The 25,065-nt window shown below is 67.5% G+C and carries 26 protein-coding genes; 15 read left to right on the plus strand and 11 right to left on the minus strand.

The annotated features are described in order from the left end of the window. Window positions 1-176: 176 nt before the first annotated feature. Window positions 177-878 (minus strand): IclR family transcriptional regulator, encoded by a 702-nt coding sequence (locus tag A5784_RS06825; RefSeq protein ID WP_064943610.1) that lies wholly within the window; start codon window positions 876-878, stop codon window positions 177-179. A 110-nt stretch (window positions 879-988) separates the two neighbouring features. On the opposite strand from A5784_RS06825, the gene leuC reads away from it, so the two are divergent. The 3 genes from leuC (at window position 989) to A5784_RS06840 (ending at window position 3,857) form a co-directional block, all read left to right on the plus strand. Beyond that, complete coding sequence (gene leuC, locus A5784_RS06830; protein WP_156750421.1) at window positions 989-2,431, plus strand: 3-isopropylmalate dehydratase large subunit; 1,443 nt, start codon at window positions 989-991, stop codon at window positions 2,429-2,431. An 11-nt stretch (window positions 2,432-2,442) separates the two neighbouring features. After that, complete coding sequence (leuD, locus tag A5784_RS06835; RefSeq protein ID WP_064943614.1) at window positions 2,443-3,036, plus strand: 3-isopropylmalate dehydratase small subunit; 594 nt, start codon at window positions 2,443-2,445, stop codon at window positions 3,034-3,036. A gap of 203 nt (window positions 3,037-3,239) precedes the next feature. Next, entirely contained in the window at window positions 3,240-3,857 is a 618-nt protein-coding gene (locus A5784_RS06840) for an HU family DNA-binding protein (RefSeq protein ID WP_064943616.1), read from the plus strand. A 63-nt stretch (window positions 3,858-3,920) separates the two neighbouring features. On the opposite strand, the gene mutT1 is transcribed toward A5784_RS06840, so the two are convergent. The 3 genes from mutT1 to cofC are packed head-to-tail and all read right to left on the minus strand — an operon-like array spanning window position 3,921 to window position 7,804. After that, entirely contained in the window at window positions 3,921-4,853 is a 933-nt protein-coding gene (mutT1, locus tag A5784_RS06845; protein ID WP_064943618.1) for an 8-oxo-(d)GTP phosphatase MutT1, read from the minus strand. Between the two features lie 55 nt (window positions 4,854-4,908). Continuing rightward, entirely contained in the window at window positions 4,909-7,119 is a 2,211-nt protein-coding gene (locus A5784_RS06850; protein ID WP_064943620.1) for an RNA degradosome polyphosphate kinase, read from the minus strand. A 22-nt stretch (window positions 7,120-7,141) separates the two neighbouring features. Next, window positions 7,142-7,804, minus strand: a complete 663-nt coding sequence (gene cofC, locus A5784_RS06855; RefSeq protein WP_064943884.1) for a 2-phospho-L-lactate guanylyltransferase — start codon at window positions 7,802-7,804, stop codon at window positions 7,142-7,144. Between the two features lie 83 nt (window positions 7,805-7,887). Between cofC and A5784_RS06860 the strand changes: the two genes are divergently transcribed. The 3 genes from A5784_RS06860 to A5784_RS06870 all read left to right on the plus strand — a co-directional run bounded on the left by A5784_RS06860 (window position 7,888) and on the right by A5784_RS06870 (window position 11,161). After that, complete coding sequence (locus tag A5784_RS06860; protein WP_064943622.1) at window positions 7,888-8,868, plus strand: NAD(P)H-dependent glycerol-3-phosphate dehydrogenase; 981 nt, start codon at window positions 7,888-7,890, stop codon at window positions 8,866-8,868. A 5-nt stretch (window positions 8,869-8,873) separates the two neighbouring features. Continuing rightward, a complete protein-coding gene (locus tag A5784_RS06865) occupies window positions 8,874-9,977 on the plus strand; it encodes a cystathionine gamma-lyase (protein WP_064943886.1) in 1,104 nt (367 codons plus the stop codon). Window positions 9,978-10,039: 62 nt separating this feature from the next. After that, entirely contained in the window at window positions 10,040-11,161 is a 1,122-nt protein-coding gene (locus tag A5784_RS06870) for a D-alanine--D-alanine ligase family protein (protein ID WP_064943624.1), read from the plus strand. Between the two features lie 18 nt (window positions 11,162-11,179). Here A5784_RS06870 and A5784_RS06875 read toward each other — a convergent pair whose 3' ends face one another. Together A5784_RS06875 and A5784_RS06880 are read right to left on the minus strand one after the other, a co-directional pair. Further along, entirely contained in the window at window positions 11,180-11,764 is a 585-nt protein-coding gene (locus A5784_RS06875) for a DUF3515 domain-containing protein (protein ID WP_064943626.1), read from the minus strand. Between the two features lie 10 nt (window positions 11,765-11,774). Continuing rightward, the gene (locus A5784_RS06880; protein ID WP_156750423.1) at window positions 11,775-12,017 is read right to left on the minus strand and encodes an Lrp/AsnC ligand binding domain-containing protein; all 243 of its coding nucleotides are present in this window, start codon (window positions 12,015-12,017) and stop codon (window positions 11,775-11,777) included. Window positions 12,018-12,124: 107 nt separating this feature from the next. Between A5784_RS06880 and A5784_RS06885 the strand changes: the two genes are divergently transcribed. Further along, on the plus strand, window positions 12,125-13,096 hold the full coding sequence (locus tag A5784_RS06885) for a thiamine-phosphate kinase (protein ID WP_064943629.1): 972 nt from the start codon (window positions 12,125-12,127) through the stop codon (window positions 13,094-13,096). A 51-nt stretch (window positions 13,097-13,147) separates the two neighbouring features. Next, window positions 13,148-13,858, plus strand: coding sequence for a uracil-DNA glycosylase (locus tag A5784_RS06890; RefSeq protein WP_064943631.1), 711 nt, complete (start codon window positions 13,148-13,150; stop codon window positions 13,856-13,858). A gap of 12 nt (window positions 13,859-13,870) precedes the next feature. Here A5784_RS06890 and A5784_RS38180 read toward each other — a convergent pair whose 3' ends face one another. Continuing rightward, entirely contained in the window at window positions 13,871-14,185 is a 315-nt protein-coding gene (locus tag A5784_RS38180; RefSeq protein ID WP_156750424.1) for a hypothetical protein, read from the minus strand. 193 nt (window positions 14,186-14,378) lie between these two features. Further along, window positions 14,379-14,573 (minus strand): 50S ribosomal protein L28, encoded by a 195-nt coding sequence (rpmB, locus tag A5784_RS06895; protein WP_019969600.1) that lies wholly within the window; start codon window positions 14,571-14,573, stop codon window positions 14,379-14,381. A gap of 261 nt (window positions 14,574-14,834) precedes the next feature. On the opposite strand from rpmB, the gene A5784_RS06900 reads away from it, so the two are divergent. Genes A5784_RS06900 through A5784_RS06910 form a run of 3 tightly spaced genes read left to right on the plus strand, consistent with a single transcriptional unit; the run spans window position 14,835 to window position 19,413 of the window. Then, window positions 14,835-16,460 (plus strand): DAK2 domain-containing protein, encoded by a 1,626-nt coding sequence (locus A5784_RS06900; protein ID WP_064943633.1) that lies wholly within the window; start codon window positions 14,835-14,837, stop codon window positions 16,458-16,460. Next, window positions 16,460-18,715 carry an ATP-dependent DNA helicase RecG gene (gene recG, locus A5784_RS06905; RefSeq protein ID WP_064943635.1) on the plus strand — a complete coding sequence of 752 codons (2,256 nt, stop codon included), beginning with the start codon at window positions 16,460-16,462 and terminating at the stop codon, window positions 18,713-18,715. The genes A5784_RS06900 and recG overlap by 1 nt, the downstream gene beginning before the upstream one ends. Continuing rightward, complete coding sequence (locus A5784_RS06910) at window positions 18,712-19,413, plus strand: HNH endonuclease family protein (protein WP_064943637.1); 702 nt, start codon at window positions 18,712-18,714, stop codon at window positions 19,411-19,413. Before recG ends, A5784_RS06910 begins: the two co-directional genes overlap by 4 nt. Before the next feature lie 67 nt (window positions 19,414-19,480). Here A5784_RS06910 and A5784_RS06915 read toward each other — a convergent pair whose 3' ends face one another. Further along, window positions 19,481-19,987: a GNAT family N-acetyltransferase gene (locus A5784_RS06915; protein ID WP_064943888.1), complete on the minus strand. Its 507-nt coding sequence runs from the start codon at window positions 19,985-19,987 to the stop codon at window positions 19,481-19,483. Between the two features lie 65 nt (window positions 19,988-20,052). Between A5784_RS06915 and A5784_RS06920 the strand changes: the two genes are divergently transcribed. After that, window positions 20,053-20,640 (plus strand): TetR/AcrR family transcriptional regulator, encoded by a 588-nt coding sequence (locus A5784_RS06920; RefSeq protein ID WP_064943639.1) that lies wholly within the window; start codon window positions 20,053-20,055, stop codon window positions 20,638-20,640. 101 nt (window positions 20,641-20,741) lie between these two features. Here the strand turns inward: A5784_RS06920 and A5784_RS06925 are convergent, their stop codons facing one another. Both A5784_RS06925 and A5784_RS06930 read right to left on the minus strand, forming a co-directional pair. Beyond that, the gene (locus A5784_RS06925) at window positions 20,742-21,584 is read right to left on the minus strand and encodes an aldo/keto reductase (protein WP_064943641.1); all 843 of its coding nucleotides are present in this window, start codon (window positions 21,582-21,584) and stop codon (window positions 20,742-20,744) included. Between the two features lie 5 nt (window positions 21,585-21,589). Then, complete coding sequence (locus A5784_RS06930) at window positions 21,590-22,417, minus strand: aldo/keto reductase (protein ID WP_064943643.1); 828 nt, start codon at window positions 22,415-22,417, stop codon at window positions 21,590-21,592. 13 nt (window positions 22,418-22,430) lie between these two features. Here A5784_RS06930 and A5784_RS06935 point away from each other — a divergent pair, with 13 nt between their 5' ends. Genes A5784_RS06935 through A5784_RS06945 form a run of 3 tightly spaced genes read left to right on the plus strand, consistent with a single transcriptional unit; the run spans window position 22,431 to window position 25,049 of the window. Beyond that, window positions 22,431-23,528, plus strand: a complete 1,098-nt coding sequence (locus A5784_RS06935) for an alpha/beta hydrolase (protein ID WP_064943645.1) — start codon at window positions 22,431-22,433, stop codon at window positions 23,526-23,528. Window positions 23,529-23,562: 34 nt separating this feature from the next. Then, the gene (locus A5784_RS06940; protein ID WP_064943647.1) at window positions 23,563-24,426 is read left to right on the plus strand and encodes a DsbA family protein; all 864 of its coding nucleotides are present in this window, start codon (window positions 23,563-23,565) and stop codon (window positions 24,424-24,426) included. Beyond that, window positions 24,423-25,049: a vitamin K epoxide reductase family protein gene (locus A5784_RS06945; RefSeq protein ID WP_064943649.1), complete on the plus strand. Its 627-nt coding sequence runs from the start codon at window positions 24,423-24,425 to the stop codon at window positions 25,047-25,049. The genes A5784_RS06940 and A5784_RS06945 overlap by 4 nt, the downstream gene beginning before the upstream one ends. Window positions 25,050-25,065: the final 16 nt, after the last annotated feature.

A 25,065-nucleotide genomic window follows, 5' to 3' on the forward strand; every position in this document is an offset into this window, starting at 1 on the left:
ATGCGATCGTCGGCAGCGTCAGATGTGTATAAGAGACAGGTCCGTGTGGACCGGGCGCCTTTTGCTTGCGCGGACAATCAGCCCCGCCAGGCGGTGTAGTGGCGAACGTCACTCTCGCGCGAATCCGCCGCCGGGCCGCCGGTTCGACACCCCGGTTCCGCGCGATGAGAGGTGTCTCACAGCCGCCGGGTCAGGGCGTCTGCGGCGGCGAGAAGATCGGCCGCCCAGCGTGCTCCGGGGCGACGGCCCATGCGGTCGATCGGTCCCGACACCGACACCGCCGCGATCACGTTGCCCCGCCCGTCGCGGACCGGTGCCGACACACTCGCCACGCCCGCCTCCCGTTCGGCCGCGCTCTGCGCCCATCCGCGCTTGCGAACCTCGGCCAGTGTGCGGTCGGTGAATTTGGCCGTCGGCAGCACTGCTTGTTGCGTCGCGGCGTCGGCGTAGGCCAGCAGCACCTTGGCGCCCGAGCCGGCCGTCATCGGGAGCTGCGTGCCGACCGGCACGGTGTCACGCAGGCCCGCCGGAGGCTCCAGGGCCACCACACACACCCGGGACAGGCCCTCCCTGCGGTACAGCTGGACGCTCTCGCCGGTGATTTCGCGGAGCCGGGGCAGTACGGCCGCGCCGGCCGCCAGGAGCGGATCGTTGACGTGGGAGGCCAATTCGGTCAAGGCGGGGCCCAGGCGCCAGCGACCGTCGCCGTCGCGTGCCAGCATCCGGTGGGTTTCCAGGCCGGCCGCCAGTCGGTGCGCGGTCGCGCGGGGGAGCCCGGTCCGCTCGCACAGTTCGGCCAGCCCACACGGAGACTCGGCCACCGTGTGCAGCACACCCACCGCTTTGTCGAGCACGCCGATGCCGCTATCATTTCTCACAGAGAGATACTAACGTCTCGCATACTGAGATAGCTACGTGAGATGGCGACTGTAGCTCCCAGCCCGTTGACTGCAGCCCAGCAGTGCCCTGAACGAATCGAGTAGTAGCGATGGACCAATCGACACCGACGTCTGCACAGCCGCGCACCATGGCCGAAAAGGTGTGGGCCGACCACGTTGTGGCCTCCCAGGAGGGAGAGCCCGATCTGATCTACATCGACCTGCACCTCGTGCACGAGGTCACCAGTCCGCAGGCTTTCGACGGGCTCCGGATGGCCGGGCGTCCGGTGCGGCGGCCGGATCTGACCATCGCCACTGAAGATCACAACGTCCCGACGGTCGACATCGACAAGCCGATCGCCGACCCGGTTTCGCGCACCCAGGTCGAGACATTGCGGCGCAACTGTGAGGAATTCGGCATCCGGCTGCACCCGATGGGCGACGCCGAGCAGGGCATCGTGCACATCATCGGGCCCCAGCTGGGTCTCACCCAGCCCGGTATGACGGTCGTGTGCGGCGACAGCCACACCTCCACCCACGGCGCGTTCGGTGCGATCGCGATGGGCATCGGCACCTCTGAGGTGGAACACGTGCTGGCCACGCAGACCTTGCCGCTCAAGCCGTTCAAGACCATGGCGGTCAACGTGGACGGCGTGCTGCCGCCCGGCGTGAGTGCCAAGGACATCATCCTGGCGGTCATCGCCAAGATCGGCACCGGCGGCGGCCAGGGTCACGTCATCGAATACCGGGGCAGCGCCATCGAATCCCTGTCGATGGAAGGCCGGATGACGATCTGCAACATGAGCATCGAGGCGGGGGCCAGGGCCGGGATGGTCGCGCCCGACGAGACGACGTTCGAGTTCCTCAAGGGCCGCCCGCACGCCCCGAAGGGTGCGGACTGGGACGCCGCGGTGGCGGCCTGGAGCCAACTGCGCACCGACGAGGGCGCCGAGTTCGACACCGAGATCTACCTGGACGCCGCGTCGTTGAGCCCGTTCGTGACCTGGGGCACCAACCCCGGCCAGGGCGTGCCGCTGTCGGCGGCAGTGCCGGATCCGGAGCTGATCGGCGACGACGGCGAGCGTCAGGCCGCGGAAAAGGCTTTGGCCTATATGGATCTTCGCCCCGGTACGGCGATGCGGGATATCGCCGTGGACACGGTGTTCGTCGGCTCGTGCACCAACGGCCGCATCGAGGACCTGAGGGTGGTGGCCGACGTCCTGCGCGACCGCAAGGTCGCCGAGGGTGTGCGGATGCTGGTGGTGCCCGGCTCGATGCGGGTCCGCGCCCAGGCCGAATCTGAAGGGCTGGACCAGGTATTCATCGCCGCCGGAGCCGAGTGGCGCCAGGCCGGCTGCTCGATGTGTCTCGGCATGAACCCCGATCAGCTCTCGCCGGGGCAGCGCTGCGCCTCGACGTCCAACCGCAATTTCGAGGGCCGCCAAGGCAAGGGCGGTCGCACGCACCTGGTGTCGCCTGCCGTCGCCGCCGCCACTGCCGTCCGCGGCACGTTGGCCTCGCCCGCCGACCTGCCCGCCGCCACCACCCGCTAGAGGAGAAGACGATGGAAGCCTTCAAGACCCACACCGGCATCGGCGTTCCGCTGCGGCGGTCCAATGTCGACACCGATCAGATCATTCCGGCGGTCTACCTGAAGCGGGTAACCCGAACGGGTTTCGAGGACGGGTTGTTCGCCGCCTGGCGTTCCGATCCGTCATTCATTTTGAATCTCGCACCATTCGACAAAGGCTCGGTATTGGTGGCCGGGCCCGATTTCGGCACCGGATCGTCACGCGAGCACGCCGTCTGGGCGCTGATGGACTACGGCTTCCGGGTGGTTATCTCCTCCCGCTTCGCGGACATATTCCGGGGCAATGCGGGCAAAGCCGGGCTATTGGCGGCAGAAGTTTCTCAGGATGATGTCGAGCTGCTCTGGAAGCTCATCGAGCAGCACCCGGGCTTGGAAATCACTGTGAATCTTCAAGATCGAAATATCTCCGCGGGAACGGTCGTGGTGCCGTTCAGGATTGACGATTACACCGCCTGGCGACTGCTCGAAGGACTCGACGATATAGGCCTTACGCTGCGGAAACTCTCCGCGATCGAGGCCTATGAGCAGGGCCGACCGTCCTGGAAGCCACGCACCCTGCAGGGCTGATCAGGGGCCTCGGCGACCCGAATTCGCCGCCCACCAAACCGGTTCTGCACCCACCCGACAGGAGTCCAAGGGGGGCAAGCGGATTGCCGGAATGTTCGCTAGCTACCCCCGAAATTGCGCGTGGCTCTTGGAAATCAGTGGTCACAGGGTTTACCGTGTCCACTAGTCGGTTCAAAGTGGACCACTGGTTTCGGAGGTTTTGGATGAACAAAGCGGAGCTCATCGACGTACTCACAACCAAACTGGGCACCGATCGTCGGCAGGCTACCGCCGCGGTGGAGAACGTTGTCGACACCATCGTGCGCGCGGTGCACAAGGGCGAGAGCGTCACGATCACCGGCTTCGGCGTTTTCGAGCAGCGCCGCCGCGCAGCCCGTGTGGCGCGCAACCCGCGCACGGGCGAGACCGTGAAGGTCAAGCCCACCTCGGTGCCGGCGTTCCGTCCCGGAGCGCAGTTCAAGGCGGTTGTCTCTGGCGCACAGCGTCTCCCGGCGGACGGCCCCGCGGTCAAGCGTGGCGTGACCGCCGGCCCCGCCAAGCGCACCGCAGCCAAGAAGGCCCCCGCCAAGCGGGCCGCCGTCGCCAAGAAGGCCCCGGCCAAGGCCGCTGCCACCAAGGCTCCGGCGAAGAAGGCTCCCGCCAAGAAGGCCGCGACCAAGGCCCCGGCCAAGAAGGCCGCGACCAAGGCTCCGGCCAAGAAGGCTGCCGCCAAGGCTCCGGCCAAGAAGGCCGCTGCCAAGGCTCCGGCCAAGAAGGCCGCGACCAAGGCTCCCGCCAAGAAGGCCGCGACCAAGGCCCCGGCCAGGAAGGGCCGCAAGTAGATTCCCTGTCAGGCACGCCGTGAGCCGCTATGCGCTCACGGCGTGCCTTTCTGTGTGAGGCCGTTACTTCTTGGTGGGCAGGGGACTGCAGATGTGGTCGGCGGCCACCAGCCGCCCGTCGACAAGGGACATCACCCAGGTGCTGCCCTTGCGGTTGCCCGTCGTCTCCGGACGGACGTTGTCCCGTTCGCACCACCGGGCGATGAGATCGGGAATCACCTTGCCCTGCGTGCAGATCACCGGGGTGCCGGCGCGCGTGGCGATCTCGAGGACCCGGTTGCGGGTCGCCTTATGGTCGCTGGCGTAGGCCTCTTCGGTCAGCGCGGGCTCGTTGTGGATGTCCACCTCGAGCTCCTGAGCGAGCGGCTCGATGGTCTGGTGGCACCGCACTCGGTCGGCGGCGTAGAGCGTGCTGGCGTCGAACGACAGCAGCTGGCCGACCAACGACTCCGCCTGAGCCCGGCCGTGTTTGTCCAACGGACGAGCCCGGTCGTCGCCGTTGTAGCGCGACCGACTCCCCGCCGTCGCGTGTCGCACGATCAACACCGTCTTGGTGTCAGGTGGGTATTTGGCGAAGCGCTGCAACACTTTTCGGTCGTAGGGGTAGTGCAGCTGGTTCATCGCCGCTTCGACCGGGAGCCAGATCAACTTGTCCACTTCGGCGTTGGGGGCGAAGTCTCCGCCGGTCGCCTGGGCCACCCAGTACCAGACCCGCTTGGTACCCGGGGGGATCGGGTACGAGACCGAGCCGAGCCTGCGGCCGAGCACAGCGGTGTAGCCGGTCTCTTCGTGGATCTCGCGCACCGCGGTCACCGGTTCGGTTTCGCCGGGGTCCACTTTGCCTTTGGGCAGCGACCAATCGTCGTAGCGCGGCCGGTGGATGAGAGCGACCTCGACAGCTGCCCTGTCGGCGGTCAGATCGCCGCTGCGCCGCCAGAGCACCGCACCGGCAGCGGGCACGACCTTTTTCTCGGCGGTCGTGTTGTTGTTCGACACCTCAACTCCTGCAGGTCATTCTCCGGTGCCGCTGCTGGCCCGTACCCCGACCCGATCAGCGCTGTCGGTGACGTTCCATCAGCGACACCTGGTGGTCGCGTACCGTCTGGCCTTCCTGCGGCAGCGCGGTCCAATGGCCGTCGTGCTGCAGTTCCCAGCACCGGGTGGCGGGGTCCATGGCGGATTCGAAAACATCGTTCAGTTGCGCGGTGAGTCGCGGGTCCTTCACCTGAGCCATGACCTCGACACGCCGGTCGAGATTACGATGCATCATGTCGGCGCTACCGATCCAGAACTCGTCGATGGCGCGGAAATGAATAATCCGCGAGTGTTCCAGGAAGCGGCCGAGGATCGACCGCACCGTGACGTTCTCGGAATAGCCGGCACCCCCCGGCCGCAGCGCGCAGATGCCGCGCACCACGATGTCGACGGGAACGCCTGCCTGCGACGCCCGGTACAACGCGTCGATCACCTGCTCATCGACCAATGCATTGGCCTTCATACGAATTCCGGAAGGCGCACCGTCCAGGTGGGCAGCGATCTCCCGGTCGATCCGCTCGACGATGCCCTTGCGCACGCCGCGCGGAGCCACCAGCAGGTTGCGGTAGGAATCCTTGCGCGAGTAGCCGGTCAGGGAATTGAACAGATCCGTCAGATCGGCGCCGATATCGGGGTCGGCCGTCAACAGGCCCACATCCTCATACAGGCGAGCGGTTTTCGGGTTGTAGTTACCCGTCCCGATATGGCAGTAGCGGCGAATGGTCGAGCCTTCGCGGCGCACCACCAGGCAGGTCTTGCAGTGCGTCTTGAGTCCGATGAGGCCGTAGACCACGTGCACGCCCGCCTGTTCCAGTGCGCGCGCCCACTTGATGTTGGCCTGCTCGTCGAACCGGGCCTTGATCTCCACCAACGCGACGACCTGCTTGCCTGCCTCGGCCGCGTCGATGAGTGCGTTGACGATCGGGGAGTCGCCCGACGTGCGGTAAAGCGTCTGCTTGATAGCCAGCACATTCGGATCGGCGGCGGCTTGTTCGATGAAGCGCTGCACGGTCGTTGAGAACGAGTCGTACGGATGATGCACCAGGACATCGCCGTCGCGCAGCGTCGAGAAGATGCTCTTGGGCGTCTCCCGCTCGCCGAAAGCCGGTGGCGTCGCGGGCACGAACGGCGGGTCTTTGAGGTCGGGGCGGTCGACACCGTAGATCTGCCACACCGACGACAGGTCGAGCAGCCCCGGCACCTGGATCACGTCGCCGGGGTCGACGTCGAGTTCGCGCAACAACAACTCCAGCATGTTGTCGGTCATGTCGTCGGCGACTTCGAGACGGACCGGCTTGCCGAAGCGGCGGCGGGCAAGTTCGCGTTCCAGTGCCTGCAGCAGATCCTCGTCGCGGTCCTCTTCGACCTCGAAGTCCGCGTTGCGGGTGATCCGGAAGGCATGGTGTTCCACGACTTCCAGGCCGGGGAACAACACCGGCAGAAACGCGGCGATAAGCGCTTCCATCGGCAGGAATCGCAGGACCTGCGACCCGTCGGCCGGTGGGGGCAGTTGCACGAAGCGGTCGACGTTGTCGGGCACCTTGATTCGGGCGAAGTGCTGGCCGCCGTCGTCGGGATGGCGGACGGTGATCGCCAGGTTGAGGCTCAGCCCACTGACGAACGGGAAGGGATGTGCGGGGTCGACCGCGAGCGGCGTCAGCACCGGAAACACTTGCTCGTGGAAGTAGGTGGAGAGCTTGTCGCGTTCGGCGGGGCTGAGTTCGGCCCACGTGACGATGACGACGCCTTCTTCGGCGAGCTGTGGGCGTACCGAGTTGAGGAAGACCGCGGCGTGCCGGCTGGCGATCTGCTGGGTGCGCTCGTTGATCCGGCGGAGTTGCTCGCGGGGGGACAACCCGTCGGCCGAGCGCACCGACAACCCCATCTCGTCACGGCGTTTCAGACCGGCGACCCGGACCATGTAGAACTCATCGAGATTCGACGAGAAGATGGCGAGGAACTTCAAGCGTTCCAACAGGGGCAGCGATTGATCGGCCGCCAGCGCGAGCACGCGAGCGTTGAAGTCCAGCCAGCTCAGTTCCCGGTTGAGATAGCGGTCCTCGGGCAGCGCGCTGTCGACGGCGGGAGACGTGGCCGCCGGCGGCGCCCCAGGTGTCGCATCGGCACCGGCTGACGGCTCCGACCCGTTCGAGGTGTCGCCGCGATCGGTGTCGTCGGCCCGAACGGTCGGCTCGGCTTCGGTGGCTTCGCTCACCCGTCCGATCATTCCCTATCCGCCAGCCGTACGGCTACCCGCGCTGGTGATGTCGCGCGAGGGTTTTCGTCGTGGCCGGTCCCACGCCCAACCGGCGGGCAGCAGACAGATCGTCAGGTGTGTCGATATCGCAACGCAGCCCCGGCCATGGCCCGGTGAGTTCGATCGCGCCGGAGTGCCGGTGGCGCGCAGCGGAATCGGCGCCGAACTGCGGTTGCAGGGGCACCCCGAAAGCGAACAGCGCGGCGGTTCCCGTGCCGTGCCGGTCACCGACGAAACTACGCGGGTGGGCCTGCGCCGCGGCGAGCGCGCCCGCCAGCTCCTGCGGTTGCAGCGCGGGTAAATCGCCTTGCAGCACAACGATGTTCGGGGTGGATCCGCGCAGTTCCAGCTCCGCGGCGGTGATCGCGTTGTTCAGCGGATTGCGGTGCCCGGCAGGCGTCGGGTCGGAGATCACCCGGGCGCCCAGTTGCAGGGCGGCGTCGGCGGCGTCCTCGTCGGGCGTGACGACGGTGACCGCGGCGACCGCCGAGGCGGCGGTGATGGTGTCGACCAGCATGGCCAGCACGACCGCTTCCCGGGTGGGCGCGGAAAAGATCGGAGCCAGACGGGTCTTGGCCGCCGTGAGGCGCTTGACGGCGATCACCAGCGCGACCTCGGCGTCCGGCGTCGTGCCGGCGGGACGGGTACCGCTCATGGCAGCCATCCTGCCAGCCGGGCCGCTGCCGCCGCGTACCTGCGCGCAGCGGCTAGGGTGATGCCGTGGTGGAGGCTGCGGTAATGGGCGCCGGCGGGTGGGGCACGGCGATTGCGAAGGTCCTGGCGGACGCGGGTAACCCGGTGACGATGTGGACGCGACGTCCGGAAGTCGCCGACGAGATCAACACCGAGCACCGCAACAGCGAGTACCTCGGCGATGTCGTGCTGCCGCAGGCGATACGCGCGACCAGCGACCCGGCCGAGGCGCTGACCGGCGCGTGCACGGTGTTCCTTGCGGTGCCCGCCCAACAGCTGCGGGCCAACCTCGAGGGCTGGAAGCACCTGATCGGTGACGACGTCACGCTCGTGAGCCTGGCCAAGGGCATCGAGCTGGATTCGCTGATGCGGATGAGTCAGGTCATCGTCCAGGTCACCGGCGTCGACCCGTCCCGGATCGGTGTCGTCACCGGGCCGAACCTGGCCAGTGAGATCGCCGCCATGCAGCCGGCCGCCACGGTGATCGCCTGCAGCGATTCCGGGCGCGCAGTCGCCTTGCAGCGGGCGATGGCCACCGGATACTTCAGGCCATACACCAATTCCGACGTCGTGGGCGCCGAAATCGGCGGTGCCTGTAAAAACGTGATCGCCCTCGCGTGCGGTATGGCGGTCGGGGTCGGACTGGGGGAGAACACCGTCGCCGCGATCATCACCCGCGGACTGGCCGAGATCCTGCGCCTGGGCATCGCGCTGGGCGCCAAGCCCGCAACGTTGTCCGGGTTGGCGGGAGTCGGCGATCTCGTCGCGACCTGCACGTCACCGCGCTCCCGCAACCGCACGTTCGGCGAACGGCTGGGCAAAGGTGGCACCATGGAGTCGGCACTGCTCGCGGCGGGTGGACACGTCGCCGAAGGAGTGTCGTCATGTGAATCGGTGTTGGCCCTCGCGTCCAGTTACGACGTCGAGATGCCGCTGACCGAAGCCGTCCACCGGGTATGTCACAAGGGATTGTCGGTACACGAGGCCGTCGCACACCTGCTGGGACGCAGCACCAAACCGGAGTAGAGATGATCGAAGGCACGTACGGCGATTCCACCCGCACCGTCAAAGCCGTTGGGTCCGAATCGGTTCCGGGCGTACCGGTGGCGCCGATGCCCGTTCCCGCGTCGACCTATCACCTGTCGCCCGACGAGACCGAGCCGCTGGACAGCTACGGGCGCAGTTCCAACCCGTCGTGGCGGCAGCTGGAAACCGCGCTGGCCGAACTCGAAGGCGCTTCCGCCGCGCTGACTTTCGGATCCGGCATGGCGGCCATTACATCGGTGCTCCGCGTCCTGACCAAGCCGGGCTCGACGCTGGTCGTACCCGCCGACGGCTACTACCAGGTTCGCCGGTACGCATCGGAATACCTTGCCCCGCAGGGAGTTACCGTCATCGAAGCCGGTGCGGGCGAGATCTGCCAAGCCGCGTCCAACGCAGACGTTGTGCTGGCCGAAACACCGGCCAATCCCGCGCTGGACGTCGTCGACCTGCATCGCCTGGCGCTGACCTGCCGGGGCCGCGGCGCCACACTCGTCGTCGACAACACCACCGCGACCCCGCTGGGCCAGCAACCGTTGTCGCTCGGCGCGGATCTGGTCGTGGCCAGCGCCACCAAATCGCTGTCGGGCCACAGCGATCTCATCGCCGGCTACGTCGCGGGAAGCCAGCCCGAGCTGATGTCCGCGGTGGAACGCGACCGGCTCCTGGCCGGGCCGATTCTGGGAGCGTTCGAGGCCTGGCTCGTCCTGCGCAGCCTTGGCAGCGCCGGACTGCGCTTCGAGCGACAGTGCCAGAACGCGCAAGCGCTCGCGGTGATGCTGCGCAATCACCCGGCCGTGCGATCGGTGCGCTACCCGGGCCTGCCCGAAGACCCCTCGCACGATCTGGCTGCCGCACAGATGCAGCGGTTCGGGGGTTTGGTGTCGATCGAACTGGCCGACGCCGCGGCGGTGCATGCGCTGGTCGAGCGCAGTGCCCTGCTCATCGCCTCGACCAGCTTCGGCGGGATCCACACTTCGGTCGACCGACGTGCCCGCTGGGGCGATCCGGTCCCGGCCGGGTTCGCCCGGATATCGGCAGGCATCGAGGACACCGACGATCTGATCGCCGACGTCAGTGCGGCGCTGAGTTAGAAACCGCAGGTCAGGACGCGCTGAAGGTTGAGGTCCGCCCAGGGCGGTAGCCTCTCTAGGTTGTGACTGTCCGCAATCAGCCCGGATCCCGGATCCGCGTCGCCGTCGTGTACGGCGGACGCAGCTCCGAACATGCGATTTCCTGCGTGTCGGCGGGCAGTATTCTGCGCAACCTCGACCCAGAACGTTTCGAGGTGGTCGCCGTCGGAATTACGCCCGAGGGCTCCTGGATGCTCACCGACGGCAGGCCGGAGACCCTGGCCATCACCGACGGTCAGCTGCCCGGCGTCACCGACACCTCCGGCACCGCCCTGGCGCTGCCCGCAGACCCGCGGCGTAGCGGTCAGCTGCTCTCGTTGGGCTCCGGGCCAGGACAGGTGCTCGCGTCGGTCGACGTCGTGTTCCCCGTGCTGCACGGGCCTTACGGCGAGGACGGCACCATCCAGGGCCTGCTCGAGCTGGCCGGGGTGCCGTATGTCGGCTCGGGTGTGTTCTCCAGTGCCGCCGGCATGGACAAGGAATTCACCAAGAAGCTGCTGGCAGCCGAGGGCCTGCCGATCGGCGACCATGTCGTGCTGCGGCCCAAGGACGCCACCGTGGATCTCGAGCAGCGCGAGCGGCTCGGGCTGCCGGTGTTCGTCAAGCCCTCCCGCGGTGGATCCTCGATCGGGGTGAGTCGCGTGACGGCATGGGACGAGCTGCCCGCCGCCATCGAGCTGGCCCGCCGCCATGACCCGAAGGTCATCGTCGAAGCCGCGATCCCGGGCCGCGAACTGGAATGCGGTGTGCTCGAATTCCCTGATGGCTCAGTCGAAGCCAGCACAGTGGGGGAGATCCGCGTGGCCGGCGTGAAGGGGCGCGAGGACGGCTTCTACGACTTCGCCACCAAGTATCTCGTCGATGCCGCCGAACTGGACGTGCCCGCCAAGATCGAGGACGACACCGCGGAGGCGATCCGTAGTCTCGCGGTACGGGCATTCACCGCGCTCGACGGCCAGGGCCTGGCGCGTGTCGACTTCTTCCTCACCGACGACGGTCCGGTGATCAATGAGATCAACACCATGCCCGGGTTCACCACGATCTCGATGTTCCCCCGCATGTGGGCTGCCAGCGGCGTCGACTATCCGACGCTGCTCGCGGCCATGGTCGACACGGCACTCGCCCGCGGCACCGGCCTGCGCTGAGTCAACGCCCCTTGAAGTTCAGCGCGCCGGCCCCGGATCCGGCGGGCGGGCCGGCATGGTGCGGGTGATCTGCGCCGAGATCAGCTGAATCGGTGTCGGCCCAGAACCTGCGGGCAACGTCAGTGCGACGTAGACGGGCCGGTCGACGGCGTACCAGGTGCTCCGAGCCTGGTCGGGCGTGCCCGCAGGCGCTGCCCCAGGCGCCGCCCCCTCATCTCCCACGCGGAACCACTGCACGTCGTCGACCAGCTGCAGGGGCGTGCCCACGACGAAATCGCCAGGGCGTTCCAGGCCGCAGCGCAGGATGACCGGTTCGGTGCCGGATTCGCCCTGCCACGCGGCGGTACCCGCCGGGGTGGGCTCGACAGTGGGCGCGCGCAGGAAATCGCCCAGCTGCTCTGGCAGACCGTTGAGCAGGGCTCCGCATTCGGGACTTTGCGCCTGTGGGGCCGGAACCGAGGAGATCGCCACCGGTGGGTGGTCCGGGGACTGCTGGCGCGCCGCCGCGATCCCCAGCACGGTGATCAACACCGACACCGCCACCACAATCGCCGCTATGAGCAGTGCGCGAGGTGGGCCGTCGGTGGTCTGCGGGTCGGTCACGCAGCCAACTCTATGGCTGAGCTCCGTTGGCGATCGGGCAGGTGAGCGTCCGGGTGATCCCGGTCACCTGCTGCACACTCGGGACCACGTCGGACTGCAGGGCCGCGAGCGTATCCGCGCCGACGCGCAGGACCACGTCGTAGGGGCCGGTGACATACTCGGCCGATTGCACACCGGGAAGGACCGCCAGCGCCTTGGCGACGACCTCGGCGCGGCCCACCTCGGTCTGGATCAGCATGTAAGCCTCCACCACCTGCTGTCTCCTCCGTGTCGCTGCATAGACTCACTCGCCGCAGACAAACAAACTACCGTAGGTCCGCCCAGTGTTCAGAGCACGGCCGCGACCGGTAGGAGGGGGCTATGGCCGGCGCAAAATCCAGCGGGCACGACCCGGACACTCTGGCCGGCGTCGGTGAGTTCGCCGTCATCGACCGCCTCGTGGCAGGGCGGGTACAGCCCGCGGCGGTGACACTCGGTCCCGGTGACGACGCCGCGCTGGTGCGCGCCGATGACGGCCGCACCGCCATATCGGTCGACATGTTGGTGCAGGACCGGCACTTCCGACTGGACTGGTCGACACCGCACGACATCGGCCGCAAGGCCATCGCGCAGAACGCCGCCGATATCGAAGCCATGGGCGGGCGGGCCACGGCATTCGTGGTCGCGTTCGGCGCGCCCGCCGACACTCCCAGCGCCGCAGCGGTCGAACTCGCCGACGGGCTGTGGGACGAGGCGCGGCGGCTCGGCGCCGGAATCGTCGGCGGCGATCTGGTGCGGGCCCCGCAGTGGGTGGTGTCAGTCACGGTTCTCGGTGATCTCGAAGGCCGGGCCCCGGTACTGCGCAGCACCGCCCGGCCCGGTGACACCGTTGCCGTGGTCGGCGATCTCGGGCGGTCGGCAGCCGGATATGCGCTGTGGCACAACGAAATCCACGATTATCCGGAGTTGCGGCGTCGACATCTGGTGCCCGAACCACCCTACGGCCAGGGTGCGGCCGCGGCACGTGCGGGCGCCACCGCGATGACCGACGTGTCCGACGGGTTACTCGCCGATCTGGGCCATATCGCCTCGGCGTCCGGAGTCGTGATCGACCTCTCTGCCGCGGCGCTCGAGAGCGACAGGGCCGCGGTCGCGGCCGCTGCCACGGCAACCGGTGCCGACCCGTTGGAGTGGGTGCTGGGCGGTGGCGAGGACCACGCCCTGGTTGCGACCTTCCGCGGCTCGCCGCCGGAGGGCTGGCGGGTGATCGGCCGGGTACTCGACGGTCCGGCCGCGGTGCTGCTCGACGGCGACGCGTGGGCGGGAAACCCGGGATGGCAGTCGTTCGATTGACGGGCTCACGCTAGGTTGGCTTTTCGTGATGCGCACGCGAGGAGCGATTTGATGGTGACCGACGCGAGGAGCAATCCGACAAAAGCACGACCGATGAGCGAGCTTGTCGAAGACGGTTGGGCCCGGGCGCTGGAGCCCGTGGAGGCTCAGGTCGCGCAGATGGGGGAGTTCCTGCGCGAAGAACTCAGCGCGGGGAGACGGTATCTGCCTGCCGGGCAGAATGTCTTGCGCGCCTTCAGCTTTCCGTTCGATCAGGTGCGGGTGCTGATCGTCGGGCAGGATCCCTACCCGACGCCCGGGCACGCGGTGGGTCTGAGTTTCTCGGTCGCTCCCGATGTGCGGCCCTTGCCGCGCAGTCTGTCCAACATTTTCACCGAGTACACCGAAGATCTCGGCTTTCCGCAGCCCAGCACCGGTGACCTCACTCCGTGGGCCCAGCGTGGTGTGATGCTGCTCAACCGGGTACTGACCGTGCGGCCGGGCACGCCGGCCTCGCACCGCGGCAAGGGGTGGGAGGCGGTCACCGAATGCGCGATCCGGGCTTTGGTGGCGCGGGATCAGCCGATGGTCGCGGTGCTGTGGGGGCGTGATGCGTCGACGCTGAAACCGATGCTGGCGGAGGGCGATTGCGCGATCATCGAGTCCCCGCACCCGTCACCGTTGTCGGCATCGCGGGGATTCTTCGGGTCAAGGCCGTTCAGCAGAGTCAACGAACTGCTGCAGCAGAAGGGTGCCGAGCCCATCGACTGGCAGCTGCCCTGACGGTGCAGCAGCTCACGGCATCGGCACGCCCGGCGGCGACGGGATTGCCGGGGGTGCCGGAATGGCGGGTGGCGACGGGATTGCCGGGATGGCCGGAGGTGACGGGATCCCCGGCGGCGGTGGGACCATGACAGTTCCGTAGCCGCCACCACCGGTGGTCTCCTCAGGAGGCGCCGTAGGCGCCGGTGACACCGTGGTCTGCTCCGTCGGCGTCACGACAGGACTCGGCGTGGTGCTCGTGGTCGTCGACGTGGTGGTTCCAGTGGTCGGCTGGTCGCCGGAGTTATTGCTCCCGCATGCCGACAACGCCGAAGCGGTGGCTAGCATGCAGGCGCATCCGTACACGAACCGACCGGACAAGCGAAGAGGGCTCATGATGGCAGGAGGTACCCTGCCGAGCCGACTGTTAAACGACGACCGAACGCGCGACCGCCCGCGCTTTCGCGCGAGCGGTCAGCTGTGTTGGTCGTCGTTTACGCGCAGGCAGTCAGCCGTGCAAGTTTCGGCTTCGCGCAAGCGCTCAGCCGCGCGAGACCTTGCCGGCCTTGATGCAGGAGGTGCAGGCGTTCACGCGCTGCTTGTTACCGCCCGGACGTGCCACGGCACGGACCGACTGAATGTTCGGGTCCCAGCGTCGGTTGGTCCGCCGATGCGAATGCGACACCGACTTGCCGAAGCCCGGCGCCTTCCCGCAGATATCGCACACGGCAGCCATATCAACAACTCCTTGAAATCAGTTCTTGGGGGTCTGGGTTTGGTCGCCGCAAAACTACGCGGCTCGACCCGACAACCTGACCAGGATACCGAGAGGCCAGGGTATCGCCAAAATCGCCGGTGAACCGCGTGTCAGGTTATGCACAGGACCCGATGGTCTGATCAGCATTGTCGCAGGCACTGGCTAGGCTGACGCGCACGGCGGCCATGCCGCACGGCGTGTGTTCTCAGGCGAACGGCTCGGGATCTGGAGGGGGTTCGGGTGGCTGCTGGACGGCTCGATGCCTCCGCTCTGCGCGCGTGGGCGCACACTGCCGTCGGTGACCTCATCGCGCACACCGACGAGATCAACCGGCTCAACGTCTTCCCGGTGCCCGACGCCGACACCGGCACCAACATGCTGTTCACGATGCGTTCGGCGTGGGCGCAGGTGGACGCCCAACCGGCCGGCGACGTCGCACAGGTAGCAGCCGCACTGGCCGCGGGCGCGCTACAGGGCGCGCGCGGTAACTCCGGGGTGATCCTGTCGCAGATCCTGCTGGCCGTCGCCGAGGTGGTCGCATCGGCCGCGGCGCAGCGCGACGGTGATCTGTACGACATCGACGGTGTGCTGTTCGGTGCGGCCCTGCGGCATGCCGTCGCGCTCGTCGTCGCGTCGATGGGTGAGCCGGTGCCCGGCACGATCGTCTCGGTTCTGCAGGCCGCTGCCGGTGCTGCCGAGCACTGCGCCGCCGGCGGTGCCGAACTGGGCGCGGTCACTGTGGCGGCCGCGGACGCCGCTGCGGCGGCGCTGGACCAGACACCGCATCAGCTCGACGTGCTCGCCGAAGCCGGCGTGGTCGATTCCGGTGGTCGCGGTCTGCTGGTGCTGCTGGATGCGATGGCATCCACGATCGCCGGACATGCGGCACGGCGGCCGGCGTACCAGCCGTCGGCGGAGCCGCCCCTGCCTGCCGCAGGCACCTCGGCTCCGCCGCAGTTCGAGGTGATGTATCTGCTCAGCGGATGCGATGCCGACGCTGTCGAAGGATTGCGGGCAGCGCTGGACCAGCTGGGCGAGTCGGTGACCATCGCCACTTCCGGCAGCAATGAGTTCTCGGTCCACGTGCACGTCGACGATGCCGGTGCCGCCGTCGAGGCGGGTTTGGCGGTGGGCACGCCGAGCCGGATCCAGATCACCGCGTTGCTCGGGGGCCCCGACACCCGCCCCGCGGGCGGTTGGGCCAAGCCGCGGGCGGTGCTGGCCGTTGTCGACGGCGACGGCGGAGCCGAACTGTTCGCCGGGGAGGGTGCGGCCGTGCTACGGCCCCGGGAGGGGGAGGCGATCAGCGCCAAGCAACTCTTGCGTGCGCTCGTCGACGCCGGAGCCGCGCAGGTGATGGTGCTGCCCAACGGGTATGTGGCCGCCGAGGAACTTGTCGCGGGCTGCACGGCCGCCATCGGCTGGGGTATCGACGTGGTGCCGGTGCCAACCGGCTCGATGGTGCAAGGGCTGGCGGCGCTGGCTGTGCACGACGGCGATCGGCAGGCCGTCGACGACGGCTACACCATGGCCCGGGCGGCCGCAGGCGCCCGGCACGGGTCGGTCCGCGTGGCCACCGAGGAGGCCCTGACGTGGGCAGGTACGTGTAAGCCGGGCGACGGCCTCGGCATCGCCGGCGACGAGGTGCTCATCGTCGGACCCGACATCACCACCGCGGCGGCCGGTCTCATCGATCTGCTCCTGCTTGCCGGAGGCGAGTTGATCACGGTGCTGACGGGTGACGGTGTGCCCCCCGAGGTGGGCGAGGCGCTGCAAGAACACGTGCACCGCGAACACCTCGGCGCCGAATTGGTGACGTATCACACGGGCCACCGGGGTGATGCCCTGCTGATCGGAGTCGAGTAGTGGCCGTCCTTTCCGACCGGCTGGACCTCGTGATCGGGGCCAAGTCGGCCAAGCCGTTGGAGGAGCACTTCGGTATCCGCACCGTCAACGATCTGTTGCGGCACTATCCCCGCAAATACAGCGACGGCATGACGGTCCGCGGTGAGGGCGAGGCGCTCGATCTGGAAGAGGGTGAACACGTCACCTTCATCGAGGTGATCACCGAGACCAAGGAAGGGACGATGAAGCCGGTCTTCGACAAGAAGACCGGTCGGCAGAAGACCCGCAAGTGGCTGCGCGTCACGCTCGGAAAGCACCGCCCTGCCGTCACCGCAACGTTTTTCAACGCGGGGTGGATGGTCGACAAGCTTCCGGTCGACACCAGGCTCATGCTCTCCGGTGAGGTGAAGTACTTCCGCAACACCCTGCAGCTGGACCATCCGGCGTTCCTTGTGCTCGACTCGCCGCTGGGCAAGCAGTTCGGTACCAAGTCGCTGAAAACCATCGCGACCGCGTCCGGAGCCAGCGGCGATGACATGCTCGCGGCGTTCGAGCGGGAGTTCTTCCCGATCTACCCGGCCTGCGCCAAGGTGCAGAGCTGGGACATCTACTCGTGTGTGCGCCAGGTGCTCGACGTGCTCGACCCGGTCACCGACCCGCTGCCCGCATCTTTTGTGCGGCAACGGAATCTGATGACCGAAGACGAGGCGTTGCGAGCGGTTCACCTGGCCGAGAACGCGGCGCAGCGCGATCGGGCCGCCGAACGGTTGACCTACGACGAGGCCATCGGCCTGCAGTGGGGGCTGGTGGCCCGGCGCCATGGCGAGTTGAGCGAGTCGGGCCCGCCCGCACCGTCGACCGACGATGGGCTGGCCGCCGAGTTGTTGCGGACGCTGCCGTTCGACCTCACGGTCGGCCAGCGTGAGGTGCTCGGCGTGGTATCGGCGGAACTCGCCTCGACCCGCCCGATGAACCGCATGCTGCAAGGTGAGGTCGGTTCCGGCAAGACCATCGTGTCGGTGCTGGCTATGCTGCAGATGGTCGATGCCGGCTACCAGTGCGCATTGCTGGCGCCGACGGAAGTCCTTGCCGCTCAACATGCCCGGTCGGTGCGCGACGCGTTGGGGCCGCTGGCGATGGCGGGCGAGCTCGGCGGAGCCGAGCACGGCACGCGTGTCGCGCTGCTGACCGGATCGATGTCGGCGGCGCAGAAGCGGCAGGTGCGTGAGGAGGTCGCCTCGGGTGCGGCAGGCATCGTGATCGGCACCCACGCGCTGCTGCAGGATGCGGTGGAGTTCGCGAACCTCGGCATGGTCGTGGTCGACGAGCAGCACCGGTTCGGAGTTGAGCAGCGAGATGCCTTGCGCGCCAAGGCTCCTGATGGATTGACCCCGCACCTGCTGGTGATGACGGCGACCCCCATCCCGCGCACCGTCGCCCTGACCGTGTACGGCGACCTGGAGACCTCGACGCTGCGGGAACTGCCACGCGGTCGACAGCCGATCACGAGCAACACCATCTTCGTGTCGCAGAAGCCGGCCTGGCTGGACCGGGCGTGGGCGCGGATCCGCGAGGAGGTGGCCGCAGGCCGTCAGGCCTACGTGGTGGCGTCACGCATCGACGAGTCCGACAAGGACACCAACGGTGCCAAGGAGGGCAGGCAGGCCGGGCCGCCGCCGGTCACCGTCATCGAGCTGTTCGACGGGCTGCAGCGCGGGCCCCTGGCCGGGCTGCGGCTGGGCCTCATGCACGGCCGGTTGTCCGGCGACGAGAAGGATGCGGTCATGTCGGCGTTCCGCGCCGGTGACCTCGACGTCCTGGTGTGCACCACCGTCATCGAGGTGGGCGTGGATGTGCCCAACGCCACGGTGATGGTGGTGATGGACGCCGACCGATTCGGTATCAGCCAGCTGCACCAGCTGCGCGGCCGCATCGGACGCGGCCAGCATCCCAGCCTGTGCCTGCTGGCCACCCGGCTGCCCGAGACCTCCAAGGCGGGGGAGCGCATCAAGGCCGTCGCGGGCACGCTCGACGGCTTCGCCCTCGCCGATCTCGACCTCGACGAGCGTCGTGAGGGAGATGTGTTGGGGCTCAACCAGTCCGGGCGGACCATCAATCTCCGGTTCCTGTCGCTGCGCGAGCACCTCGAGGTGATCACCGACGCCAGGGAATACTGCGAATCGCTCTACGAGGCCGACCCGAACAACGCCGGGATGGCCTTGCTGGCAGCCCAGTTCGTCGAGACCGACCGGGTCGAGTATCTGGACAAGTCATGAACCGGCTGGCATGGCTGGCCATCGCGGTCGCGTTGACCGTGATCGTCGCGGTTCAGGTGACGGTGTCGGCGCAGCGATCCAGTCGATTCGTCGCCGAAGCCGACGCGCCGACGGTCGCGCCGGGCGCCGACGTGCTCGCCGGGATCGCCGAGATTCCGGTTCGGGTGCGGGGCAACGACTATCGCCGTGCCGCCTTCGGCGAGGCCTGGGACGACGACAACAGCGCGCCGGGCGGGCACAACGGCTGCGACACCCGCAACGACATCCTCAACCGCGATCTCGTCGACAAGACATTCGTCGCCATCAAGCGGTGCCCGACCGCGGTGGCTACCGGCACACTGCACGATCCGTACACCAACGCGGTGGTGGCGTTCGTTCGCGGCAACCAGGTCGGCGCCTCGGTCCAGATCGACCACATCGTGCCGCTGGCGCTGGCGTGGGATCTGGGTGCCCGCGCCTGGCCCGACGATCTGCGACTGCGGTTCGCCAACGACCCCGCGAATCTCCTTGCGGTACAAGGGCAGGCGAATCAGGACAAGGGTGACCAGGAGCCGGCGCACTGGATGCCGCCCAACCACGCGTTCTGGTGTCAGTATGCCGTGGCCTTCGTCGCGGTGCTGCGGGGTTACGGTCTACCGGTCGATGAGCCCTCGGCGGCAGTGCTGCGCGAGGCTGCCGGGACCTGCCCGACGGGGTAGCGGCGAGTGGCCAATTGCGCACGCGTTTTTCCGAATCTGCGTGCATCTACTGGCCACTCGGCGAGGTCTAGAGGTCGAGAATCCAGTTCTGGCCGTTGAGGTCCTGCCCGAAGCTGTGGTGAGGTTCTTCATCGATGAGTCGAAACCCGAACCCCTGGTAGATCTTTCGCGCTGAGGTCAGTACGTCGTTGGTCCACAGCGTGACCTGGCGGTAGCCTGCGTCACGCGCGAACCGCAAGCATTCGTCGACCAGGCGAGCACCCAGTCCCAGCCCCCGGGCGGGCGGCGCGACCAGCAGGATCCGTAACTTCGCAACCCCGGGCTCATCGCCCTTGACGCAGAAGATGCACCCGGCTCGTTCACCGTCGACCTCGGCGATCCAGCCGGCCTCGGTTGCCGGATTGTGTTCTGCGGCAAAGTCGGCCACGATCCCTGCGACCAGAGCCTCGAAATCGGCGTTCCAGCCGAACTGCTCGTGATAGATCTCGCCGTGGGCCATCACCACCCAACCGAGATCGCCCGGGCGGTCCACGCGGCGCACCACGACCCGCGATTGCTCGACACTCAACGACATCGACGCGCCTCCGATCGTGAAACAAATCACTGACACACTCGTTTCAGTGGCGTTAGGCTACCAACGTGGCCTCGGATCCGACAACCCCGTCCGCCCGCCAGATTGAACTTCTGGAGAGCGCCTATAAGTACGCGCTCACCCATGGTCTGGCCGACATGTCGTTGCGGCCGTTGGCGGCGGCAATCGGGTCGAGCCCGCGGGTGCTGCTGTTCTTGTTCGGCAGCAAGGACGGGCTCGTACGCGCGCTGCTGGCCCGGGCACGCTCCGACGAGCTGGCAGTGATGGATCGGCTACGCCACGCCGCCGACCCCGATCGCGTCGGGTTCGGCGCAGCCGTCGACCAGATCTGGGGTTGGCTCACCGCCGACGAGCATCAGCCACTGCTGAAACTGTGGACCGAGGCCTACGCCCGCTCACTCGTGGAACCCGAGGGCGCGTGGGCGGGCTTCGCGCGTGACACCGTCGAGGACTGGCTCGAAGTGTTGGCGGAATATCAAGCGCCGCAGGAGAAAAGCACTGCCGAAGGCATCGCGCGCCGCACCCTGGCGTTGGCCGTGGTACGCGGTGGCCTGCTCGATCTACTGGCCACCGGTGACAAGGACCGGGTCAGCCGAGCGGTCCGGGTCCACCTGGCGACATTGGGCACCGACTGACGGCGAGCAGACATGGCGGTCCCGGAACCGCGGCGTGTCGTGGACCTGAGTGTCTGCTCGCCGGAGAAAGTCTCGCCGGAGTTAGCTGGAGCTCGCCGGAGTTAGCCGGTGTAGGTGGCCGGGTCGGGCCGGAAGCGGGTGCCGTCGTCGAGCCCGTTGATGGTCGTCATCTCGTCGTCGGTGAGCTCGAAATCGAACACGCCGAGATTGGAGGCGATCCGGTCAGGGTTGGACGACCGGGAGATGACGATGTTGCCGAGCTGGACGTTCCAGCGGATCAGCACCTGGGCCGCGGTTTTACCGTGCGCTTCGGCGACGGCGGTGATGGCGGGGTTGTCCAGGAGGTTGCCGACGCCGAGCGGGCTGTAGGCCTCGGTGGCGACGTTGTTCTCGGCGTTGGCCGCACGCCACGCGCTTTGATTGAGCAGCGGGTGCAGCTCGATCTGGTTCACCGCGGGTGTGTAGAAGGTCAGGCCGATGATGGTCGACAGATCCTCAGGGCTGAAGTTCGCGACACCGACCGAGCGGGAGACGCCGTCTTCCTTGATCTTCATCAGGCCGCCCCAGCTGTCGACGTACTTGCTGGTGTCGCCGGCCGGCCAGTGGATGAGGTAGAGGTCGACGTAGTCCAGGCCGAGTCGTTCGAGGCTGGCGCGTGCGGCGTTCTGCGAGGACTGGTAGCCCTGGTCCGGCGTGGCCAGCTTGGTGGTGACGTAGATCTCCTCGCGCGGGATGCCCGACGCGGCGATCGCGCGACCGACCCCGGCCTCGTTGTCGTAGGCGGCCGCGGTGTCGATCAACCGGTAGCCCGTCTGCAACGCGGCCGAAACCGCCTGCTCGGCTTCGGAATCCGACAGCGCTCCGACCCCAAGACCGACAACCGGAATCGTATTGCCGTCATTGAGAGTGATAGTGGGAATCGCCGACCCGTCCGATGGGGTCATGTCACCTACCCTGTGAAATTGAAGGTTCGAGGATCGGGGCCCAACCGGGTGCCGTTTTCGAGCGACGCGATGGACGCGATGTCCTGCTCGCTGAGCTCGAAATCAAACACGTCGAAATTGCTCGCAATCCGTTCGGGGTTCACCGACTTGGGGATGACGATATTACCCAGCTGGATATGCCATCGGATAAGCACCTGGGCCGGTGTTTTCCCATGTGCGGTGGCAATCTCGGTGATGACGGGATCGGCTAGCAGCGAGCCTTGGCCCAGCGGGCTCCACGCCTCGGTGGCGATCCCGAGCTGGGCATGAACCTCACGGAGCTCGCGCTGCGGCAGCAACGGGTGCAGTTCGATCTGGTTGACCGCGGGCACGATGCCGGTGGAGTCGATCAGCATCTTCAGGTGCTCCGGTTCGAAATTGCTGACGCCGATCGACCGGATGCGGCCCTGATCCCGCAGATGGGCGAACGCCTTGAAGGTGTCGACGTAGGCATTCTTGGCGGGCACCGGCCAGTGGATCAGGTAAAGGTCCAGGTAATCCACGCCGAGCCGCTCCAGGCTAGCCTCGAAGGCGGCCAGGGTGGCGTCGTAGCCCTGATCGCTGTTCCACAGTTTGGTGACCAGGAACACCTCATCGCGTGGCACTCCCGCGGAAGCCAGCGCCCTACCCGTCTCGACCTCGTTCTGGTAGGCAGCGGCAGTATCGATATGGCGGTAGCCGGACTGCAGTGCAGCGGTGACCGCGCGTTCGGTCTCGTCCGGAGGGGTCTGCCAGACACCCAGGCCGACCTGGGGTATGGAATTACCGTCGTTGAGTGCGACGCGTGGGTTCACAGAGGGAGCTGCCATGAGTGAAAGTCTGCCAGGTCGGGGCACTGCCAAGCAGGTCCTGCTCCACCGGGCGACCAAGCTCACGTTCGCCGCGTTGCCGCGGATCCCCGAACGGAGCAAACGGCTGTTGCTCGGCAGCCACCCGGTGGAACTCGACGGCAACACCTTGGACTCCACGCTGCAGATGATGCTGTTGGCGCAGCGCGCCGCCGGACTGGGTGGCCTGGTCGGCGATTTCCGGCCCGACGGCGGCGTGGCATCGTCGCGTGCTCAGTTGCGGGCACAGGCAGCCCTGTTGAGCCCGCCGATCCGGGCCGACGTCTCCGAGATGTCCATTCCGGGGCCGGCCGGACCGATTCCGGCGCGGCACTACGTGCCGGACGGTTCGGGCCCAGCTCCGACATCGGCGCTGCTGGTGTTCTTTCACGGCGGTGGATTCGTGCTCGGCGACCTGGACACGCACGACAGCCTGTGCCGGCTGATCTGCCGTGACGGCGGAATCCAGGTGCTGTCGGTGGACTATCGGCTGGCTCCCGAACACAAGGCCCCGGCCGCCGCCGAGGACGCCTATGCGGCGTATCAGTGGGCATTGCAGCACGCCCCGGGCCTGGGCGCCACGCGCATCGTCGTCGGCGGGGACAGTGCCGGCGGCAACCTGGCGGCCGTCGTCAGCCAGCGGGCCCGCGTAGACGGCCTGCCCCTGCCCGACCTGCAACTTCTGCTCTACCCGGTCACGGATTTCTCCAGCCAGACGCGCTCGCGCACGTTGTTCGCCGACGGGTTCTTCCTGACCAAACGCGATATCGACTGGTGCTTCGACCACTATCTGGGCGGATCCGACGTCAGTCCCGAGGATCCGATCGTTTCGCCTCTGCTCACCGAAGACCTCTCCGGACTGCCGCCCGCCCTGGTGTTCACCGCGGGTTTCGATCCGCTGCGCGACGAGGGCAACCGGTATGCGGCGGGCCTGAAAGAGGCCGGAGTGTTGGTCGATCTTCGCGTGGAACGCTCCCTGATCCACGGCTTCGGCAACTTCTTCCCGCTGGGTGGCGGCAGCGCCACCGCGACCACCGCGATGATCTCTGCCCTGCGGGCACATCTCAGCCACGCTTGAGGTCCACACCTGAACCGCCGGTACGCTTGGCGCCGTGGCCAAACCGAAGAAGACCGCTAAGTACGACCTGAAGGCAGCGGATCGCAAACGCAACCTGCTGATCCAGATCGGCCTGACCGCTGTCGTGGTGATATTCGCCGCGGCGCTGGTGCTCTACATCGTCATGACCGGCAACAAGAAGCCGGCTTCCGGTGAGGCCAAGGCCGTCCGGGTGGCGGCGAGCAACGTGGTGACCAAAGAGGGAACCAGCGACCCCAAGGTGGTGCTGTCGTTCTACGAGGACTTCCTGTGCCCAGCCTGCGGTAACTTCGAGCGCGCCTTCGGCCCGACCATCAGCAAGATGATCGACTCGGGCGCAGTGGCCGCCGACTACCACATGGTGGCCATCCTCGACCGGTCCGGCGACGGGTACTCGTCGCGCGCCGGTGCCGCCGCCTACTGCGTCGCCGACGAGTCCATCGAGGCGTTCCGTCGCTTCCACACAGCGCTCTACACCAAGGAGTTGCAGCCCCAAGAAGGCGGCGGTATCTACCCGGACAACGCCCGGCTCATCGAACTCGCCCGCCAGGCCGGGGCCGCCGGCAAGGCGCCCGACTGCATCACCAAGGGCACGTACGTCGACATGGTCAAGGGAATGGCTGCCGCAGCGGGCATCAACTCCACGCCCACCATCCGCATCAACGGCGAGGACTACCAGCCCAGCACACCGGACGCGATGGTCGCCAAGGTCAAGGAGATCGTGGGTGACGTGCCCGGACTGAGCGCCGTCACGCCGCAGGCCCCCGCCGCCGGCGCTCCGGCTGCCCCCGCCGCGGGTGCTCCCGCAGGTAACGCTCCGGCCGCGCCGCAGCAACCGGCTCCGGCGGTGTCGCCGGCCCCGGCCAAGCCAGGTTCGTGACCGTGACCACGGAGTCGCAGGCAGAAGCCGCGCAGTCCGTCGAGCAGCCCGGCGTCGAGGTCGCCAAGGCCAGCGCCGTGTGGGTGCTGATCGCCGGGGTGGTCGGCTTGGCCGCCGCGTTGACGCTGACGTACGAGAAGATCGAAATACTGATCAACCCCAAGTACGTCCCGTCCTGCAGCATCAACCCGGTGCTGTCGTGCGGCTCCGTGATGGTCACGCCCCAGGCGTCGGCGTTCGGCTTCCCCAACCCGTTGATCGGCATCGTCGCGTTCACCGTCGTCATCGTCACCGGTGTCCTCGCGGTCGCGAATGTGCGCCTGCCGCGCTGGTACTGGGCGGGTCTGGCGGTCGGCACGCTGCTCGGGGCGGTGTTCGTGCATTGGCTGATCTTCCAGAGCCTCTACCGCATCGGCGCGCTCTGCCCGTACTGCATGGGGGTCTGGGCGGTCACCATTCCGCTGCTGGTGGTGGTCTCCTCGATCGCCCTGGAACCGCTGCACGGCAACGCGGTGCTGCGGGTCGTCCACCAGTGGCGATGGTCGCTGGTGGCGCTGTGGTTCACCGCGCTGATCCTTTTGATCTTGGCGAGGTTCTGGAACTACTGGTCGACGCTGCTGTAACACAGCCGATGTAACA

It is taken from the genome of Mycobacterium sp. 852013-50091_SCH5140682 (assembly GCF_001665685.1).
Lineage (GTDB): Bacteria > Actinomycetota > Actinomycetes > Mycobacteriales > Mycobacteriaceae > Mycobacterium.

Coding starts and splice junctions, on each gene's coding strand:
- leuC (WP_156750421.1), top strand. CDS start 989: ATGGACCAATCGACACCGACGTCTGCACAGCCGCGCACCATGGCCGAA.
- leuD (WP_064943614.1), top strand. CDS start 2,443: ATGGAAGCCTTCAAGACCCACACCGGCATCGGCGTTCCGCTGCGGCGG.
- A5784_RS06840 (WP_064943616.1), top strand. CDS start 3,240: ATGAACAAAGCGGAGCTCATCGACGTACTCACAACCAAACTGGGCACC.
- A5784_RS06850 (WP_064943620.1), bottom strand. CDS start 7,119: ATGATCGGACGGGTGAGCGAAGCCACCGAAGCCGAGCCGACCGTTCGG.
- cofC (WP_064943884.1), bottom strand. CDS start 7,804: ATGAGCGGTACCCGTCCCGCCGGCACGACGCCGGACGCCGAGGTCGCG.
- A5784_RS06860 (WP_064943622.1), top strand. CDS start 7,888: ATGGGCGCCGGCGGGTGGGGCACGGCGATTGCGAAGGTCCTGGCGGAC.
- A5784_RS06885 (WP_064943629.1), top strand. CDS start 12,125: ATGGCCGGCGCAAAATCCAGCGGGCACGACCCGGACACTCTGGCCGGC.
- A5784_RS06890 (WP_064943631.1), top strand. CDS start 13,148: ATGGTGACCGACGCGAGGAGCAATCCGACAAAAGCACGACCGATGAGC.
- A5784_RS38180 (WP_156750424.1), bottom strand. CDS start 14,185: ATGCTAGCCACCGCTTCGGCGTTGTCGGCATGCGGGAGCAATAACTCC.
- rpmB (WP_019969600.1), bottom strand. CDS start 14,573: ATGGCTGCCGTGTGCGATATCTGCGGGAAGGCGCCGGGCTTCGGCAAG.
- A5784_RS06910 (WP_064943637.1), top strand. CDS start 18,712: ATGAACCGGCTGGCATGGCTGGCCATCGCGGTCGCGTTGACCGTGATC.
- A5784_RS06915 (WP_064943888.1), bottom strand. CDS start 19,987: ATGTCGTTGAGTGTCGAGCAATCGCGGGTCGTGGTGCGCCGCGTGGAC.
- A5784_RS06925 (WP_064943641.1), bottom strand. CDS start 21,584: ATGACCCCATCGGACGGGTCGGCGATTCCCACTATCACTCTCAATGAC.
- A5784_RS06935 (WP_064943645.1), top strand. CDS start 22,431: ATGAGTGAAAGTCTGCCAGGTCGGGGCACTGCCAAGCAGGTCCTGCTC.